This window comes from Gilvimarinus sp. 1_MG-2023, assembly GCF_030548285.1.
The window spans coordinates 1-319 of record NZ_JAUOSC010000593.1 but is presented as its reverse complement, the minus strand read 5'-3'; the positions used below and the strand labels follow the sequence as shown (position 1 = coordinate 319).

General features: G+C 55.8%; 1 protein-coding gene. It reads right to left on the bottom strand.

All coding sequences use genetic code 11. From position 1 onward, the window contains the following. Positions 1-319 (bottom strand): glycosyltransferase family 9 protein (locus tag Q4563_RS18230; RefSeq protein ID WP_303605509.1); only part of this gene is annotated, 319 nt, incomplete at both ends.

Genomic DNA, 319 nt, shown 5'->3' with positions numbered 1-319 from the left:
ACATGGCTCAAGCCGGTATCCACTCCCACAATGGCTTCAGCATGAGCCAGATAGGCAGTCAATGAGTCCAATCCCATGCGAGGTAGTACGCTGACACCCTCCACCCCATCAGCGATGGCCATTGCCCGCTGATGTTCTTCTTCATTACCCCAAGGCAATACCACCTGGCGGCCACTGGCAACCACATCCATTGCCAGCTGACGCCAATAATCCTCCGGCCACAATTTGGTGACCCAGGTTGTGCCGTGTAAAAACAGCCAATAACTGGCCTCTATGTCCGGAGCCTGCCAGCGATGGCGATCCACCCCATAGCTGAAGG